The organism is Nocardia sp. CS682, assembly GCF_004634405.1.
In the GTDB taxonomy this organism is placed as follows: Bacteria; Actinomycetota; Actinomycetes; order Mycobacteriales; family Mycobacteriaceae; genus Nocardia; species Nocardia ninae.
The window spans coordinates 4,815,144-4,831,602 of record NZ_CP029710.1 but is presented as its reverse complement, the minus strand read 5'-3'; the positions used below and the strand labels follow the sequence as shown (position 1 = coordinate 4,831,602).

At 67.9% G+C, this 16,459-nt stretch carries 11 protein-coding genes; 9 read left to right on the top strand and 2 right to left on the bottom strand.

The genetic code is table 11. The features are described 5' to 3' along the window. Positions 1 to 214 precede the first annotated feature (214 nt). Positions 215 to 850, top strand: a complete 636-nt coding sequence (locus tag DMB37_RS21730) for a pyridoxamine 5'-phosphate oxidase family protein (RefSeq protein WP_135234282.1) — start codon at positions 215 to 217, stop codon at positions 848 to 850. Between the two features lie 18 nt (positions 851 to 868). Here DMB37_RS21730 and DMB37_RS21725 read toward each other — a convergent pair whose 3' ends face one another. Continuing rightward, a complete protein-coding gene (locus DMB37_RS21725) occupies positions 869 to 1,324 on the bottom strand; it encodes a GtrA family protein (RefSeq protein WP_135234281.1) in 456 nt (151 codons plus the stop codon). A gap of 98 nt (positions 1,325 to 1,422) precedes the next feature. Between DMB37_RS21725 and DMB37_RS21720 the strand changes: the two genes are divergently transcribed. The 8 genes from DMB37_RS21720 to DMB37_RS21690 all read left to right on the top strand — a co-directional run bounded on the left by DMB37_RS21720 (position 1,423) and on the right by DMB37_RS21690 (position 12,714). Further along, on the top strand, positions 1,423 to 2,904 hold the full coding sequence (locus DMB37_RS21720) for an FAD-binding protein (RefSeq protein ID WP_370465171.1): 1,482 nt from the start codon (positions 1,423 to 1,425) through the stop codon (positions 2,902 to 2,904). Further along, positions 2,901 to 3,680 (top strand): decaprenylphospho-beta-D-erythro-pentofuranosid-2-ulose 2-reductase, encoded by a 780-nt coding sequence (locus tag DMB37_RS21715; protein ID WP_107653619.1) that lies wholly within the window; start codon positions 2,901 to 2,903, stop codon positions 3,678 to 3,680. The genes DMB37_RS21720 and DMB37_RS21715 overlap by 4 nt, the downstream gene beginning before the upstream one ends. Before the next feature lie 275 nt (positions 3,681 to 3,955). Next, positions 3,956 to 5,983, top strand: a complete 2,028-nt coding sequence (locus tag DMB37_RS21710; protein ID WP_135234280.1) for an arabinofuranosyltransferase — start codon at positions 3,956 to 3,958, stop codon at positions 5,981 to 5,983. Between the two features lie 153 nt (positions 5,984 to 6,136). Beyond that, positions 6,137 to 8,005, top strand: a complete 1,869-nt coding sequence (locus DMB37_RS21705; RefSeq protein ID WP_135234279.1) for a glycosyl transferase — start codon at positions 6,137 to 6,139, stop codon at positions 8,003 to 8,005. A gap of 59 nt (positions 8,006 to 8,064) precedes the next feature. Then, positions 8,065 to 11,463, top strand: a complete 3,399-nt coding sequence (locus tag DMB37_RS21700; protein ID WP_135234278.1) for an arabinosyltransferase domain-containing protein — start codon at positions 8,065 to 8,067, stop codon at positions 11,461 to 11,463. A 138-nt stretch (positions 11,464 to 11,601) separates the two neighbouring features. Beyond that, a complete protein-coding gene (locus DMB37_RS40615) occupies positions 11,602 to 11,763 on the top strand; it encodes a hypothetical protein (protein ID WP_167768902.1) in 162 nt (53 codons plus the stop codon). Between the two features lie 274 nt (positions 11,764 to 12,037). After that, positions 12,038 to 12,277 (top strand): hypothetical protein, encoded by a 240-nt coding sequence (locus tag DMB37_RS21695; RefSeq protein ID WP_107653617.1) that lies wholly within the window; start codon positions 12,038 to 12,040, stop codon positions 12,275 to 12,277. Continuing rightward, positions 12,274 to 12,714: a type II toxin-antitoxin system VapC family toxin gene (locus tag DMB37_RS21690; protein ID WP_135234277.1), complete on the top strand. Its 441-nt coding sequence runs from the start codon at positions 12,274 to 12,276 to the stop codon at positions 12,712 to 12,714. Before DMB37_RS21695 ends, DMB37_RS21690 begins: the two co-directional genes overlap by 4 nt. A 98-nt stretch (positions 12,715 to 12,812) precedes the next feature. Here the strand turns inward: DMB37_RS21690 and DMB37_RS21685 are convergent, their stop codons facing one another. Continuing rightward, the gene (locus DMB37_RS21685; protein WP_135234276.1) at positions 12,813 to 16,175 is read right to left on the bottom strand and encodes an arabinosyltransferase domain-containing protein; all 3,363 of its coding nucleotides are present in this window, start codon (positions 16,173 to 16,175) and stop codon (positions 12,813 to 12,815) included. Between the last annotated feature and the right edge of the window lie 284 nt (positions 16,176 to 16,459).

Below are 16,459 nucleotides of genomic sequence, written 5' to 3'. Positions count from 1 at the left end.
CGTCGGCCGGCTCGGCCAACCATTCCGGCCGGTCGGCTTGTAGCTAAGTTTCGGAATCCCTTGTGCTAACTACGCATTCGGTGCATTCTCAACGTGGATTTCGTAGTTTTGCCAGGCCGAACGGACTTAACATGGACAGGATTTCGGTTTAGTCGCGGGGCTCAACGCCGAACCCTCGCAGGATCCGGATTCCGGCTACCAGAGGGTGACGAAGATGCCCAGTACGCAGTGCGGCAGTGACGGCGAGCACGAGCTACAGCAGCGGTACGGCACACAGGACAGAGCGGCGCGTTTCTACCACGACCAGGTGCTCGAGCAGCTCAATCCCACGATGATCGAGTTCATCGGGCGGATGGACATGGCCTTCATCGCCACCTCGGACAAACACGGCGAGTGCGACTCGACCTTCCGGGCGGGCGAACCCGGCTTTCTGCACGTCATCGACGAACGCACGATTGCGTACCCCGAATACCGCGGCAACGGGGTGCTGGCCAGCCTCGGCAACATCCTGGAGAACCCGCACGTAGGCATCCTGCTAATCGATTTCGTGCGTGACCTGATCGGTCTGCACATCAACGGCTCGGCGCGGATCGTCCCGGACGCGACCTTGCGCACCGCGGTGTCCGGTCTGCCCGAAAATCTCAAGGGGCGCACCGCCGAACGCTGGGTGGTGGTCGACGTCGAAGAGGCCTACATCCACTGCCGCAAGCACATTCCACACCTGGTCCCCGCAGACCGCGAACGCCGCGACTGGGGCACCGACAATGTCCGCGCCAAGGGCGGCGACTACTTCGGCGCCAAAGCGCAGAGCGGCGACCGGGTCGAGGTGGCCGCGCTGGTCACCCGCTGATCGAGCTGACCAACAGGCCTAGTGGATCTTGAAGATCACCAGGCGCTGCACGACGAAGTTGATCACGGTGGCGGTGCCCTGGGCGACGACGAAGGCCAGCAGCTGACGCCAGACGGCGTCGGGCAGGGCTTCGTAGAGCACCGCGTTGATACCCACCTGGACGGCGAAGGTGACCGCGTAGAGGATCACCACCGCGATGAAGCGGGCTCGGCTCGGCGCCGCCTGGAAGGTCCACCGGCGGTTGATCAGGTAGGCCGTGGTGGTGCCCGCGATGAAGCTGAGCGACTTGGCGGCCTCGCGCGGCAGCCCGAGCACGTTGAACAGCAGGCTGTACAGCCCGAAGTCGACGACCGCCGACAGACCGCCGGTCAGCGTGAACCGGACGATCTGGGTCTTCAGGTCGACGTCGGTACCGCCCGGCTCGTCGACCAGCGGCAGCTCGGCCGGGAGCGGCAGGTGGGGTTCGGCATGCACGCGACGAGCGTAGCGGTCGCCAAAACGATATGTAGATCACTACTCCGGAGTAAGAGACCTCGACCGGATGTCCGGTCATACCTGTAGCCTCTATCCCGATGTCCACGAAAGCTCCGACCGCCACCACGACAACCGGTAACGAGAGCGGCACCACCGTCACAAACGATGGGGCCGACGCCGGGAACGCGTTCGCATTGCCGACGCACACCCGCACGTTGACCGGGTGGGGTCGCACCGCACCAACCTCTTCCGAAGTGCTCTCGACCAGCGATCCCGAACTGATCGCCAAGGCCGTCGCCATGGTCGCCGAGGACAACGACACCAAGCCACCGCACCTGCGCCGCGGCATCATCGCGCGCGGGCTCGGGCGCTCCTACGGCGACCACGCGCAGAACGCGGGCGGGCTGGTCGTCGATATGACGGCGCTGAACCACATCCACCGGATCGACCGCGACACGCGGATCGTCGACGTGGACGGTGGCGTCAGCCTGGACCAGCTCATGAAGGCGGCGCTGCCGTTCGGGCTCTGGGTCCCAGTGCTGCCTGGCACCCGTCAGGTAACGATCGGCGGCGCCATCGCCTCCGACATCCACGGTAAGAACCATCACAGCGAGGGCAGCTTCGGCAACCACGTGCGCTCGATCGATCTGCTGACCGCCGACGGGCAGGTGCAGCACATCACCCCGAAGCGCAACGCCAAGCTGTTCTGGGCGACCGTCGGCGGCAACGGGCTCACCGGCATCATCCTGCGCGCGACCATCGAGATGACGCCCACCGAAACGGCGTACTTCCTCAACGACGGTGTGAAGACCACCACGCTCGACGAGACCATCGCGGCACACAGCGACGGCAGCGAGGCGAACTACACGTATTCGAGCGCGTGGTTCGACGTGATGAACCCGCTGCCGAAGCTCGGCCGGGCGAACATCACCCGCGGCCGCCTTGCCAAGGTGGATGAGCTGCCCAAGCGCAAGCGTGCGAATCCACTGAAATTTGATGCGCCCCAGCTGATGACGGTGCCGAACATCTTCCCGAGCTGGGCGGCGAACAAGCTGAGCCTGGGCGCGGTGGGCGAGGCGTATTACGCACTCGGCGGCAACTACACCGGCAAGGTGCAGAACCTGACGCAGTTCTACCACCCGCTCGACATGATCGCCGAGTGGAACCGCGCCTACGGACCTGCCGGTTTCCTGCAGTACCAGTTCGTGGTTCCGACCGAGGCGGTCGAAGAGTTCAAGCGGATCATCATCGACATCCAGGCGTCGGGTCACTACTCGGCCTTGAATGTGTTCAAGCTGTTCGGCGCGGGAAATCCGGCCCCATTGAGCTTCCCGATGCCGGGTTGGAACATCTGTGTCGACTTCCCGATCCGGCCGGGCTTGAACGAGCTGGTCAGCGAGCTGGACCGGCGGGTGCTGGAGTTCGGCGGCAGGCTGTACACCGCGAAGGACTCGCGGACCACCGCGGAGACGTTCCACCAGATGTACCCGCGGATCGACGAGTGGATCAAGATCCGCCGAAGCGTCGATCCCACAGGCGTTTTCATGTCCGATATGGCGAGAAGGCTGGAGCTGCAGTGATCAATGCCGTAGGAAACCCGCAGGCCATCCTGCTGCTCGGCGGGACCTCCGAAATCGGCCTGGCGATCTGCGCGGAATACCTGAAGAAGGGCCCCGCGCGCATCGTGCTCGCCGCGCTGCCCAACGATCCGCTGCGCGACGAGGCGGTCGCGCAGATGAAGGCGGCCGGCGCGAGCCAGGTCGACGTCATCGACTTCGACGCCCTCGACACCGACAGCCACCCGAAGGTGATCGACGCGGCGTGGGACGGCGGCGACGTCGATGTCGCCATCGTCGCGTTCGGGCTGCTCGGCAATGCCGAGGAGCTGTGGCAGGACCAGCGCAAGGCCGTGCAGATCGCTGGAATCAACTACACCGCCGCGGTTTCGGTCGGCGTGCTGATCGGCGAGAAGATGAAGGCGCAGGGCTACGGCCGGATCATCGCCATGTCCTCGGCGGCCGGTGAGCGGGTGCGCCGCTCGAACTTCGTCTACGGCTCGACCAAGGCCGGCCTGGACGGGTTCTACCTCGGCCTCGGCGAGGCGCTGCGGCCGTTCGGCCCGCGCGTGCTGGTCATCCGGCCGGGTCAGGTGCGCACCAAGACCACCATCGACGCGTGGGCCTCGGCGGGCGTCAAGGAGGCTCCGCTCACCGTCGACAAGGAAGACGTTGCGGCACTTGCCGTTTCGGCTTCCCAGCGGGGCAAGGAACTGATCTGGGCACCCGGCGCCTTCCGCTACGTGATGATGATCCTGCGCCACATCCCGCGCCCGATCTTCCGCAAGCTGCCCATCTGAGTTTTGCGTCCGGCCGCACCTCGATCCGATCCCGCATTCGGTACGCGGGTCGGCGAGGTGCGGTTTTCGTTTCGCCACGACCGGCACAGGTCGCCGCATCCGAAGCCGGACCTGGCAGCATGATCGCCGATCCCCCGCACGCTCTCGATCCGAGACCGTGCGGCGCCGACGCGAATGCTCAGCCCGAGTGAACCCGGAGATGCCATGCGAGTAATCCGAGAATGCCGCACCGGCACGGCGTGCCCGGCGCACGTCGAGGCCGCTGGAGTGGGTCGATGACCGCCACGGTCGCCGAGCGGGGCGAAGCACCCGCTCCGGTGCGTGGGCGAGGTGCATTGCTGCTCAGGCACATCGGGTCCGGCGTCGGCGAGGCGCTGCTGGCAACGCTGGTCGCCATCGCGGTGACCGCGGTGGGCCTCGTGGCGTTCTCGATGGTGCAGTGGCCCGCGTTCAACTCCTCCAACGTGACTCGGGCACTGACCACGGTGGGACAGGTCGTCGCCGCGGTCTTCGTGGTCGCGGCGATCGCGCTGGTTCGACGCGGACAGCGCCCAGGTAGGTGGTTCACCCAGCCGTGGGTCGCGAAACTGCTGTCGTGGGTGGGCATTTCGACGTTCGTCACGTTCACCCTCGGCATGCCGTTGGCGGCGACCAAGCTGTATCTGCTCGGTGTCTCGGTGGATCAGGAGTTCCGCACCGAATACCTGACCCGCCTCACCGATTCGGCCGCGCTGCACGACATGACCTATGCGGATCTGCCGCCGTTCTATCCGGCGGGCTGGTTCTGGATCGGCGGGCGCGTCGCGAACGTGCTCGGCATGGACGGCTGGGAGGCGTTCAAGCCGTATGCGATCGGATCGATCGCGGTGGCGGCGGTGATCTCGCTCGTGCTGTGGTCCAAGCTGATTCGCGCGGACTGGGCGATCGCGGTCACGGCGGCGGTCACCGCGCTCGCGGTGGCGTACGCCGCGCCGGAGGCGTACAGCTCGGTGATCGTCATTCTGTTGCCGCCCGCGCTCGTCCTCGCGTGGGGAGCGCTGCACCGGCCGGAGGAACCGACCGCGCGCGGCACCGCCGGTGGCTGGGGCGCGGTGGTCGGCACCGGGCTCTTCCTCGGTGTAGCGGCGAGCTTCTACACGCTGTACTTCGGCGTCGCGGCTTTCGCCGTCGGCCTGATGGGTCTGGTGGCGGCCTGGCTTGCCGTGCGGGAACGGCGACTCGCCGGTCATCCTCGGCGGGTTCGAACCGCCGAGGGCGCGGCTCGTCCGGTGTGGCGGGCAGCCGTCCCGCCGCTGGTGCGGCTGGTGGTGATCGCCGCGATCGCCGCGGTGGTCGCACTGATCGTGTGGCTGCCGATCCTGTTGAAGGCGCTGGACGGGGTGCCGACGAGGTCCGGTTCGGCGTTCCACTACCTGCCGGAGGGCGGTGCCGAGTTGGCGTTCCCGATGGCGGAGTTCTCGTTGCGCGGCGCGCTGTGCCTGGTCGGGTTGATCTGGCTGGTGGTGCGCGCGGCCTCGTCGCGTCGGGCACAGGCGCTCGGCATCGGTGTGGTGGCGATCTACCTGTGGACGCTGCTGTCCATGACCGCCACCGCGGCCGGCACCACACTGCTGTCGTTCCGGCTGGAGCCGGTCCTGCTGGTACTGCTCGCGGCGGCGGGCGCGTTCGGCTTCGTCGAGGGTGCCAGGGCCATCTACCAGGCGATCGGCGAGCCGAGCCGGTTCCGGCTCGCGGCGGTCGCCGTCGCCATCGTCGGCGCGCTCGCCTTCACCCAGAACATCCCGCACGTCTTGGCGCCGGAGATCACCACCGCATACACCGACACCGACGGCAACGGCGAACGTGCCGATCAACGCCCGCCCGCTGCGGTCGCGCACTACCGGGCGGTGGACGCGGCGCTCACCGCGCAGACCGGCCGCCCACGCTCCGACACGGTGGTCCTCACCGCCGACACCAGCTTCCTGTCCTTCTACCCGTACTACGGCTTCCAGGCGCTCACCTCGCACTACGCCAACCCGCTCGCCGACTTCGCCGGCCGGGCCGCGACCATCGAGGGCTGGAGCAAGCTGAAGTCCTCCGGTGCGCTGCTGGACGCCTTGGCCGCCTGCCCGTGGCGCGCTCCGGATGCCTTTTTGTTCCGGCGCAGTGATGACGCCTACACCTTGCGTCTCGCCAAGGACGTCTACCCGAACGATCCCAACGTGGAGCGCTACACCGTCAGCTTTCCCAAGGAACTCTTCGCCGACCCGCGCTTCACCACCACCGACATCGGCCCGTTCGCTCTGGTCACTCTCCGCCGGTAGCGCCGCTCCGCACAGAACATCGCAGAAGCGCGTCCCGACCTGCTCGTCCGCGATGTTCCGTGCGCCCGTCACCCCCCGTTGCCAGGCACAACACAGCGTGTTCGGTTACCGTGGGCGGCTGAGTTAGAGCTAGCTAGTAGGAGAAGTTTGCAGGTGGTACGGGCAGAGCAGGTCGATCTGGGCAATCTGGACGGGTCGGCGGTCGGGGTCGCGAACAGGGAATCCATCGCGACCGGAGTGCTCACCAAGGGCCCATCGGCTCCGGTTCGCCGGCGAAGACTCCCCCGCGTCCGGGTCAACCGGTTCGATCTGTTCGCCGGTCTCGGCTACCTCGCGCTGGCCGTCCTGGTCCTGTCCGGGCAGTGGCGCAATACGCAGAGCGGCTACCTGATCAAGAGCGGTCAGGACCAGACGATGTGGGAGTGGTTCTTCGCGGTCACCGCGCACTCGGTGGCGAATCTGGAGAACCCGCTCGGCACGAACCTGCAGAACTTCCCCGCCGGGGTGAACATGATGGCCAACACGGCCATGTTCGGGGTCGGAGTGCCGTTCACGCCGATCACCCTGCTGTTCGGGCCGACGGTGACATTCGTGCTCGTGCTCACCCTCGGCCTGGCCGCTACCGCGCTCGGCTGGTACTGGCTGTTCTCCAGGGAGCTCGTCGAATCCAAGTTCGCGGCGAGCATCGGCGGCCTGTTCTGCGGCTTCGCGCCCGCGATGATCTCGCATGCCAACGCCCACCCCAATTTTGTTGTGCTGGTACTTCTTCCGGTCATCGCGGGGCACCTCATCCGGATGGCGCGGCGGCCCGGTGCGGCGGGGGCGCGCGCCCGGATCCGGGATGCCGTCGTGCTCGGTTTGCTCGTCGCCATGCAGATCGCGCTCGGCGAGGAGCCGTTGCTGATCTTCGCGCTGTCGTTCGGGCTGTTCGCGGTCGTGTACTACCTGCACGCGCCGCGGCTGGGGCTGCGCGCGCTGCGCCGGATCACCCCGACGGTACTGCTCGCGGCGGTGATCACCCTGGTGCTCACCGTGATACCGCTGTGGTGGCAGTTCTTCGGGCCACAGAGTTACCGCTCGATCGATCACGGGCCGATGGGCAACGACCTGAAGGCGATCGTGCAGTTCCCGTCCGAATCGCTGGGCGGACTGTTCTCGCCGGGTCAGAACGTGGCGATCAACGAGACCGAGCAGAACGCCTACTTCGGCTGGCCGCTATTGCTGCTGGTCGCCGCCACCGCCGCGCTGCTGTGGCGTGATCGTCTGGTGCGTGCGGCAGGCGCGGTGATCGTGGTGTTCGGCGTGCTGTCGCTGGGTGCGGTCGCCATGCTGGGCAAGCGGAGCACCGGCGTCGAATTGCCGTGGCGCTGGGCCGAAAAGGTCCCGCTGCTCAACACGGTGCTGGAGTCCCGGCTCACCATGGCCGCGATTCCCGCCATCGCGGTGATCCTCGCGCTGGCGACCGATCGGGCGGTCCGGGCCTGGCGCGAGTCGCCGGTCGACTGGCGACCGCTGGCCTGGTTCGGCACGCTCGCGTGCGCGTTGCTGCCGCTGGTGCCGACGGTGCTGCCGGTGATCGAGCGCGCGCCGACGCCGGAGTTCTTCGCCGACGGCGCGGTGCGCGAGTATGTCCGCGACGGGTCGGTGGTCATGGTGCCGCCGCCGCGCCCGGCCGACGCGCGGGCGTTGCGCTGGCAGGCCGACGCCGGCTTCGACTTCCCGCTGGCCGGCGGGTACTTCGTCGGACCGACCGGGACGCAGAAGAAAGGCATCTACGGACCGGAGATGCGCCCGACCACCGCGCTGCTCATCCAAGCGCAGGACACCGGGGTGGTGCCGCCGATCGGCGCCGAGGAACGCGCGCAGCTGCTCAACGACCTGAACTTCTGGCAGGCCGACGTGCTGGTGCTGCCCGCGACCGCGAACGGCGACACGCTGTCCGCCACCGTGACGCGCCTGCTCGGCTTCGGGCCGACCCGGGTGGACGACGTGTGGGTTTGGAACGTTCGCGCGCTGCGATGAGCGCCGGTAACAGTGGTGATCACCGGGTCCGGCCGCTCGGGTAGCTAGCATCAACCCCCGTGCGACCGGACCGATCAACTCGAGCGTTCACCCGTTACCGCCTGATCGCCCTCGTCTCCGGGTTCCTGGGATTCGTGCTGGCGCTGCTGACACCGCTGTTGCCGGTGCGGCAGGACCAGGCCACGCTGGACTGGCCACAGGCCGGGGTCGGCAGCGTCGAGGCGCCGCTGGTGTCGTATCAGCCGCTGCAGCTGACCACGACGCTGCCGTGCTCGGTCATCCAGGCGGTGGGCACGGGCACGGTGGTGTCCACCGTGCCGGTCGCCTCGGGCCAGGCCGCGAGCAAGGGGCTGGTCGTCTCGGTCGCCGACGACACGCTGTCGGTGGTGCTGCGCGACGTTCCGCTGCTGTCCGCACCGGTCGCCGAGATCACCGCGGCGGGCTGCACGGCACTCACCGTCGACTCGACCGCCGCCGCGACGACCACCGAGATCACCGGCGCGTCCCGGCAGGACGGAACACCCTTCCGTAACACCGTGACTCGCGACATCCGCCCGCAGGTGGTCGGGGTGTTCACCGATCTGGCGGCCGGTCGGTTGGACGGTGCCCGGTTGCACGCCGACATCGACTCCCGGTTCTCCTCGTCGCCGACGGCGCTGAAGCTGGCCGCGATCATCGCGGCCGTGCTGTGCACCCTCATCGCACTGATCGCGCTGCACCTGCTGGACACCAGCGACCGACGCCGGGCCCGCCGGTTCCTGCCCGCGCACTGGTGGCGGTTCACCGCGACCGACGGCGTGGTGCTCGGCACGCTCGGGCTGTGGCACTTCATCGGCGCCAACACCTCCGACGACGGCTACATCCTCAACATGGCACGGGCCTCCGGGCACGCCGGGTACATGGCGAACTACTACCGCTGGTTCGCGGTGCCCGAGGCGCCATTCGGCTGGTCGTACGAGGTGCTCGCCTGGATGACCCGGATCTCCGATGCCAGCCCGTGGATGCGGCTGCCCGCCGTGCTCGCGGGCGTGGTCTGCTGGCTGGTGATCAGCCGGGAAGTGTTGCCGCGCCTGGGTGCTCGGGTGCGGCGGAACAAGGTCGCGCTGTGGACCGCCGGGCTGGTGTTCCTCGCCTTCTGGCTGCCCTATGACAACGGGCTGCGGCCCGAGCCGCTGATCGCGGCGGGTGCGCTGCTCACCTGGTGCTCGATCGAACGGGCCATTGCCACCGGGCGGCTGCTGCCCGCCGCGGTCGCGGTGCTGATCGCGGGGTTCTCGCTGGCCGCCGGGCCGACCGGGCTCATCTGCATCGCGGCGTTGATCGCGGGATCGCGGCCGGTGTTGCAGATCATCATCAAGCGGGCGCGCGGGGTGGTGCCTGCGTCGGGCGGCGGGGTGGCCGAAAGTCCCACGGGGGCAATGGGGCTCGGTGCCGAAGGCGGCCCCGCTGCGGCTACTGCGGCGGCCGAGAACGCCGGTTCGACAACGAAGTCCGGGGCACACGAGCCAGCGCGCCGTCCTTCATGGGCGACAACGCTTTTCCGCTACCTGGCGCTGCTCGCACCGGGCCTGTCCGCCGGAACCCTCGTGCTGGTGGTGGTTTTCGCCGATCAGACCCTGTCCACCGTGCTGGAAGCCACCCGGGTGCGCACCATCGTCGGCCCGAACGTGGCCTGGTTCGACGAACGCACACGGTGGGATTCGCTGCTGATGCTCTCCCCGGACGGGTCGCTGGCGCGGCGGTTCGGTGTGCTGGTCATGCTGCTGTGCCTGCTGGTCTGCGTGCTGCAGGTGCTGCGCAAGGGCCGCATCCCCGGCACCTCGCGCGGGCCGTCGGTGCGGATCCTCGGCATTGTGTTCGCGTCGCTGGTCCTGATGATGTTCACGCCGACCAAGTGGACGCACCACTTCGGTGTGTACGCCGGCTTGGCCGGATCGCTGGCCGCGCTCGCGGCAGTCGCGGTGGGCAGCGAGGGAATTCGCTCGCCGCGCAACCGGGCGCTGTTCGCGGCGGCGGTGCTCTTCCTGCTCGCGATCACCTTCACCGGGTCCAACGGCTGGTGGTACGTGTCCAGCTACGGGGTGCCGTGGTGGGACAAGGCGCCACTGTTCGCGGGCAAGGGCTTCTCCACGCTGTTCCTCGGGCTCAGCGGGGTCGCGCTGCTGGTCGCCGTCTGGCTGCACTATCGAGAGCCGTACCGCAAGGCGCGTACGGCGCCTAAGCGATTCGATCGATTCGCCACCGCGCCGCTGACCGTCGCCGCGGCCGTCCTGGTGTTGTTCGAGGTGATGTCACTGGCGAAAGCGGCCGTCGCGCAGTACCCCGCATACTCGGTCGCCAAGTCGAATCTCCAGTCGTTGAAGGGTGATCCGTGCGCGCTGGCCAACGAGGTGCTGGTGGAGACGGACACCGCCAACTCGCTGCTGCTCCCCTACTCGGGTTCACCCGCCGACGGATTGGCTGCTGAGACAAAGGGATTCACGCCCAACGGTGTCGCGAGCGACCTGACCGCCGATGCGGACGAAACCGTGGCGGGCGGCGCGAACTCGGTCAACTCCGACGCCAAGAACAAGACAACCAAGACCACCGGCGCGGGCACCGGTGGCGGCACCACCACGCAAACCGGCATCAACGGCAGCACGGTCGCCTTGCCGTTCGGCCTCGACCCGGCGACCACGCCGATCATGGGCAGCTACCAGGAGGACGAGCAGCAGCAGGCCTCGCTGATCTCCCAGTGGTACCGCCTCGACCTGGCCGACAGCATGCGCCACGACCCCGCCTACCAGGTGCTCGCGATCACCGCGGCGGGCCGGATCAGGCATGTCGACGCCGACGGCGTAGTCACCTACGGGCAGGAACTGCATCTCGAGTACGGCGTGCACGAGGCGGACGGCTCGGTGCGCAAGCTCGGTACGGTCGATCCGATCGACATCGGGCCCGCGCCGTCGTGGCGCAACCTGCGGGTGCCGTTGGACCAGCTGCCGGTCGAGGCGAACGCGGTGCGGTTGGTCGCGGTGGACAACGACATCACGCCGAAGCAGTGGCTCGCCGTCACCCCGCCCCGGCTGCCCAAGCTGGCTCCGCTGAACTCCGTTGTCGGCTCAGCTGATCCGGTGCTGCTCGACTGGCACGTCGGACTCGCCTTCCCGTGCCAGCGTCCGTTCAATCACCGCGATGGCGTCGCCGAGGTGCCGAACTGGCGGATCCTGCCCGACCGGGTCGGCTCCGACGCGTCCAACGCCTGGCAGGACGATATCGGCGGCGGGCCGCTCGGCTGGACCGGGCTGCTGCTGAAGTCGGAGACCATCCCCAGCTACCTCGAGCACGACTGGTCGCGCGACTGGGGTTCGCTGGAGAAGTTCACCCCCTACGACCCGCAGGCCGAACCGGCTCGGATCGGCGTCACCGTCGAAACCCGCACCGGTCTGGCCAAGGATGATCCGATCCGGGTTCGCTAGGTCGGTAGCCGCGCGCGACACCGAACCAGCCGGTTCGGTGTTGCGTCGCTGCAAAGATGTCGTAAACAGACCGGTTGGAAGCCTATTTCGCCGCACGATCGCAGGACGAAACCCACATAAATCCGTAATCTGTGCAGTATGACGTCGACCTTCGACCACATGGATCTGCGCGATCTCGTTGGTCTCCTCACCGCAGAAGAACAGCGCGAACTGCGTCCCGCAGTCCTGCGCGTACTAGACCGCCTCCCCGCCCAGGAGGTCCTCCGACGCGAACTCGGTCTGCGTATGACCAAGGTCTGAGCAACCCCCGGCCACTGAACCGGCGCGAAGCGATCCATACCGCGCAATCCACGGTATGTCGATGCCGCGCAACACAATCGGAGTCACGCCTCGCTTCAACGTCCCGGCCCTGACTCGCCGGTGGACTGCGCACTGACCGAATTGCGACAAAGTCTCGAACCGGTCATCCGCACCCTCGAACCGGCTCCACCAACTCACTGTCGGCCGTGCCGTAGGCCGGGGCGGCTACGACAATGAGCAGGCACACCAAGTTGACGAGCGATAGTCTTTCATCATGACCGCGGCATTCGATGACATGGACTTGCCCGCGCTTGTCCGGCTGTTGACCGAGGACGAGCAACGGGACCTTCGACCCGTTGTGCTGCGCTTGGTCGCCAGCCATGGGCGCCCTACTGAACAGCATCCGACCACCCCCGCACGCCGCCTGTCCTTCAGCGGAACAGTCGAAGCCGCACCGGACTTTGCCACCACCGCACAGGAAGTTCTCCGGCGCGAACTCGGCGGCGGCGCGTGATCGTTTGCGATACCGGGCCCCTGCTGGCGATCGCGAACAGCAAGGACAGCGAGCACCAGTCCTGTACGACCGCGCTCATCGATGAACCTGGCCCACTGATCGTTCCAGCGACCATCGTGACCGAGGTCTGCTACATGCTCGCCAAGCATGGACCACAAGCTGAGGCGCAGTTCCTGCGAGCCTTGGCGGCAGAAGAACTTCAGGTCGAACCACTGACCTCGTCGGACTTCGGGCGCATGGCCGAACTGGTGATTCAGTACGGCAGCTTCCCACTCGGAGCAGCTGACGCATCGGTCGTCGCTGTCGCCGAACGTCTCGGGGTATCCACCGTGGCCACCCTCGACCACCGCCACTTCCGGCAGGTCGTTCCGAAACACTGCGCCGCCTTCACTCTCATCCCAGGCGAAGAGCAGTTGGCTCGGCATCAACGACGTTAGTCACCAACGCCGTCCGGCTGCCGGAACACAACGACCACAGGCCCGTCGGGGCCGGCTGGAGTGCCGGTGCGACGGGCCTGTGGTGGTGTCGGGGGTGGTTAGAACACCCGGAGGTTGCCTGGGGACCAGAGGCCGGAGCGGGTGGCGGTGCCGGTTTCCAGGCGGGCGGGGGTGGCGGTGCGGTCGTACTGGTCGTAGCGCTCCAGGGAGCCCCAGTCGCGGGCCCAGTCGTCCTTGAGGTAGGTGGGGACGGTGACGGAGTTCGCGAGCATTTGGGAGAAGCCGAGGAGGCCGCCGAACTCCTGGGCCTGCCAGGTGTTGGTGGAGGTGGTGGCCAGCGGGCGATCAGGGAGGATGCGGTAGCCGGGGACCTCGGCGACGCCGTTCTTGTGGTAGAGCGGGCGCTGGCAGGGGAACTGGAGACCGACGGCCCAGTCCTCGAGCACGGGCTGATCGGGCCCGAGGAAGGTGTTGAGCGACTGCAACTTCGGCATCCGCGGCGGGGTGAACGCCAGCCACTGGTCACCGATCAGGATCGGGTCGTTGGCGACGATCCGCACCGCGTCGGCCTCGGGCGCGATCTCGGCGAGCGGGACGCGCAGGTTACGCCAGGACGGGGCCGGCCCGATATCACGCGGCAGGTAGGTGCCGAGCTTCGCGACGCTGCCGTCCGGCAGCCGCTTGCCGTAGTCGAGGGTGAGCGACTGGCCGTACTCGGTGTCACCGGTGTCGTCGACCGACAGGACGCGGCCGGCTGCGGAGATCACCACGAGCGGGCTGTCCGCCGAGCGCGGGGCGAGCCCGTACCAGCTCGACGTGAGATGCGCGGGCTGCTGCACATTCTCCTGGTAGCTGCCCAGGACCGGCGTGGTGGCCGGGTCCAGCCCGAACGGCAGCGCCACGGTGCTGCCGTTGACGCCGCGCGCGCCCTGACCACCGCCGGTGCCCGCGCTCTGCCCCTCGGCGAACGCGGCGCCGACGGACTGCTTGGAGGTGTTGCCGGTACCCGGCTTCACCTCCACGCTGTCGGCGGACAGGTCGTTGGGCACCCCGTTGGGAGCGAAGCCGACCGCGTCGACGCCGGCCAGCGGATCGTTCGGATCGGTGAGCGGGTTCGCCGGATCGATGATCGGCGCCAGCGCGCCGCCGTTCGGATCCGCTTCCACCAGTACGTCATTGGCGAGACCGCAGCTGTTGCCGCGCAGCGCATCGAAGTTCGAGCGGGCCAGCGAGTACGCCGGGTACTGCGCGACCGCGCCCTTCACCAGCGACATCGCCTCGAGCAACACCATCAGCGCGGCGACGACGGTCAACGGGATCGCGGCGAACTTGCGAATCCGTCTGCCGCGCGCCGACTTCGGTGACGCCTCCGGTTTGGCATACCCCTCGCGCAGCGAGTGCCAGGCGACCAGCGCCAGCGCGAGACCGAACAAACCGAGCATCAGGGTGTTCGACTGGTACCCGTGCAGCGAGATCCGCTTGTCGAACCACGGCACCCCGAAGCTGGACACATACCAGTAGCCGTTGATGCCGGAGAACGCGAGGGCGAGCACGAACAACAGACCCGCCAGGAAGATCGCGCGATTCTTGCGCGCGCGCAACGCCGACGCCGAGACGGCGACCGCGGTCACCGCGGCCAGCGAACCGGCGATACCCGCGTACGCGCCGAAGTGGTGCGTCCACTTGGTCGGGTTGAACATCATGAAGAAGACGGTGCCGAAGACGACGCCCATCAACCGCCAGGTCGGGCCGCTCGCGATGCCGGGAACCTGCCTGCGCCGCAACAACACCAGCATGGTGGTGAACAGGCACAGCAGCATCACCAGGAACGCGAACCGGCGGGCCAGCGAACCGTCGACGGTCTCCACGAACAGGTAGTAGTAGCGCAGGTAGTCCTCGTACCAGGCCAGGTTCGGCCCCTTCACCTGACGCACCCGGTTGGCCTCTTGGATACCCGAGAAGGTCTGGTCGCCGTACACCACGATCAGCACCAGCAACCCGGCCGCGGCGATCGGGGCGAGCAGCGGCAGCGTCGACCACCACTTGGCTCCGGCCGAGCCGAACTGCCTGCGCCTGCGCACCACGATCCGCACCAGCGGGCGAACGCCGGCGAGCAACGCCGCCACACACATCAATCCGGTCGGCGCGGCCGCGAGCGTGAACGCCGCGACCAAAACCGCGACACCGGCGGGCAACAGCCGTCCGGTCGCGATGGCCCGCTCGATCGACACCCAGGTCAGCAGCGCGCCGAGCGCGACGATCGGCTCCGAGCGCAGACCGTTGTCGAACGGCATCCAGAACGCGAGAAACACCAGACCGCCGGTCCACAGCGCGACCTTGCTGTTGCGCACCCCGCGCCCGAGCCGGGGCACCACCTCCCGGCTGATCACCATCCAGCAGAGGATGGCGCAGCCCAGCGCGGGCAAGCGCACCCACGGGCTGGCGGTGGAGATCTCCGAGAAGGCCTGGATCACGTAGTAGTACCAGCCGAACGGCGCCTCCGGCACGCCGTACCAGCGGAAGTAGTTGGCCATATAGCCCGCGTGCGGCGCGACCCGCACCATGCTCAGGATGTAGCCGTCGTCGGAGGTGTTGGCGCCCACGAAATGCCACACCAGCAGCGTGCCGACCACCGCGCCGTCCGCCCAGGTCGGCTTCAGCCAGTTGGACGGCAGGAACCGGCGGTGCCCGCGCCCGTCGCTGCCGTCGAGCCGAGCCAGCGCCGCGAGCGCGACCAGGGTGCACAGCACCGCCGCGATCATCGCGATCAGTTTGATCACGGTCGGGCTGGTGGTGAACCGGGTGTCCACGGTCATGTGGAAGTCGAGTCCGGCGGGCGCCGCGCCCTTCAGATCGGAGAAGACGCCGACCACCTGCGGCCGCAGGTCACCGTTCAGCGCACCCTCGACCGGCACCTCGACCTGCTGCTCGGTCCCGGGCGCCGCGCCCTCGACCGGCTTGGTGACCGTGGTGGTGAGGCCGGTGAACACCGCGTGCGTGCGCTTGTGATCGGAGGTGAGCTCTAGCGCCGAGCACCGCTCCATGTCCGCGCGCGGCGCCGACACCACGACGGCGTTGCGGTCGACCACGTCCACCGAGGTGTCCGACACTCGAATGAACATGGCCTCCAGCGCGGCCTTGTGGCCCTGCGGCGGCGCGGTGGCCAGCAGCATGCCGCCCCGCTCCGGCAGCTGCGCGACCGCGCTACACGGAATGGTGGCGCGTAGGTCGATCGGGACCTGAGACATCAAGGGGGCCTGCACATTGCCGAGCGTCGCGCCCTGCGGCCAGTTCAGTTCCGCGGTGGTCTGGGTGACCGGCAGGAACGGGGTGGCCAAGGCGAACAGCGCGCCGAGCAATCCGGCGACCAGCGCGATTATTCGCGCGGTGCGGAAATCGGCCGTGGAGGCCGCTGGCACGGCGGGCGGTTTCGTCAGGACAGCAGTAGCGGCGTCGGGCACGATTGGCAATGCTAGCTCCCCAGCCCCGCCGCGTCTTCAGGCCCGGCCAGTCCGCCTCTCCGGGTCTTTAGCCCAGACTTAGGTGCGCGGTAAGTTTCGTGGGCGTCCGGCGGATAAGTGCCGAATCACGTTGTGGGCGTGCCCGACGAGTTACCCATGTTCCCGCGAGATCAGTTGTCTGTTTTCTTGATCAATTGAAATGCGAAATGAACTTTGGACCTTCCGACCTGGACAAATGTCACAGCTGATCATGCCGGGATGCCTCCGGCTCACCTGGCGCGCAC

What these genes read in the sequence shown, in the direction of transcription:
- DMB37_RS21730 (WP_135234282.1), top strand. Translation starts at nt 215, where the DNA reads ATGCCCAGTACGCAGTGCGGCAGTGACGGCGAGCACGAGCTACAGCAG.
- DMB37_RS21720 (WP_370465171.1), top strand. Translation starts at nt 1,423, where the DNA reads ATGTCCACGAAAGCTCCGACCGCCACCACGACAACCGGTAACGAGAGC.
- DMB37_RS21710 (WP_135234280.1), top strand. Translation starts at nt 3,956, where the DNA reads ATGACCGCCACGGTCGCCGAGCGGGGCGAAGCACCCGCTCCGGTGCGT.
- DMB37_RS40615 (WP_167768902.1), top strand. Translation starts at nt 11,602, where the DNA reads ATGACGTCGACCTTCGACCACATGGATCTGCGCGATCTCGTTGGTCTC.
- DMB37_RS21695 (WP_107653617.1), top strand. Translation starts at nt 12,038, where the DNA reads ATGACCGCGGCATTCGATGACATGGACTTGCCCGCGCTTGTCCGGCTG.